Source organism: Paraburkholderia sp. SIMBA_054, from assembly GCF_046534875.1.
Taxonomy (GTDB): domain Bacteria; phylum Pseudomonadota; class Gammaproteobacteria; order Burkholderiales; family Burkholderiaceae; genus Paraburkholderia; species Paraburkholderia hospita.
Genome location: NZ_JAWRXV010000924.1, coordinates 1 through 265, shown reverse-complemented (window position 1 = coordinate 265; position 265 = coordinate 1). Strand labels below are relative to the sequence as shown.

Sequence of the window (265 nt, the reverse complement as noted above, 5' to 3'; positions counted from 1 at the left end):
CAGCCCTTTCAAGGTCTTGATCAAAATGTCCCGCCTTTGGCGCGTTTAAGCAGGCGAGCGGTACTGTGATGGGCGCGGGCTACCGCGCCTTCGACATAGGGTGCGGGTTTGCGGGTCTTGGGGCCACGCGTGCGTGTGCGCACCTGAATCGGGTCGACGCAGCGGGCCAGCTCGAGCAGTTTGCCGGTAATCACGTCGGGCGTGGCATCGCTCCAGTGCGACCATTCATTTGGCGGCAGCGCGATGAGCATGCCCTCATACTGGC

The 265-nt window shown here is 63.0% G+C and carries 1 pseudogene; it reads right to left on the bottom strand.

Features of this window, described 5'->3' with window-relative positions:
* Positions 1 to 20 precede the first annotated feature (20 nt).
* A pseudogene (locus SB822_RS57835) lies at positions 21 to 265 on the bottom strand (hypothetical protein); the annotation flags it as partial.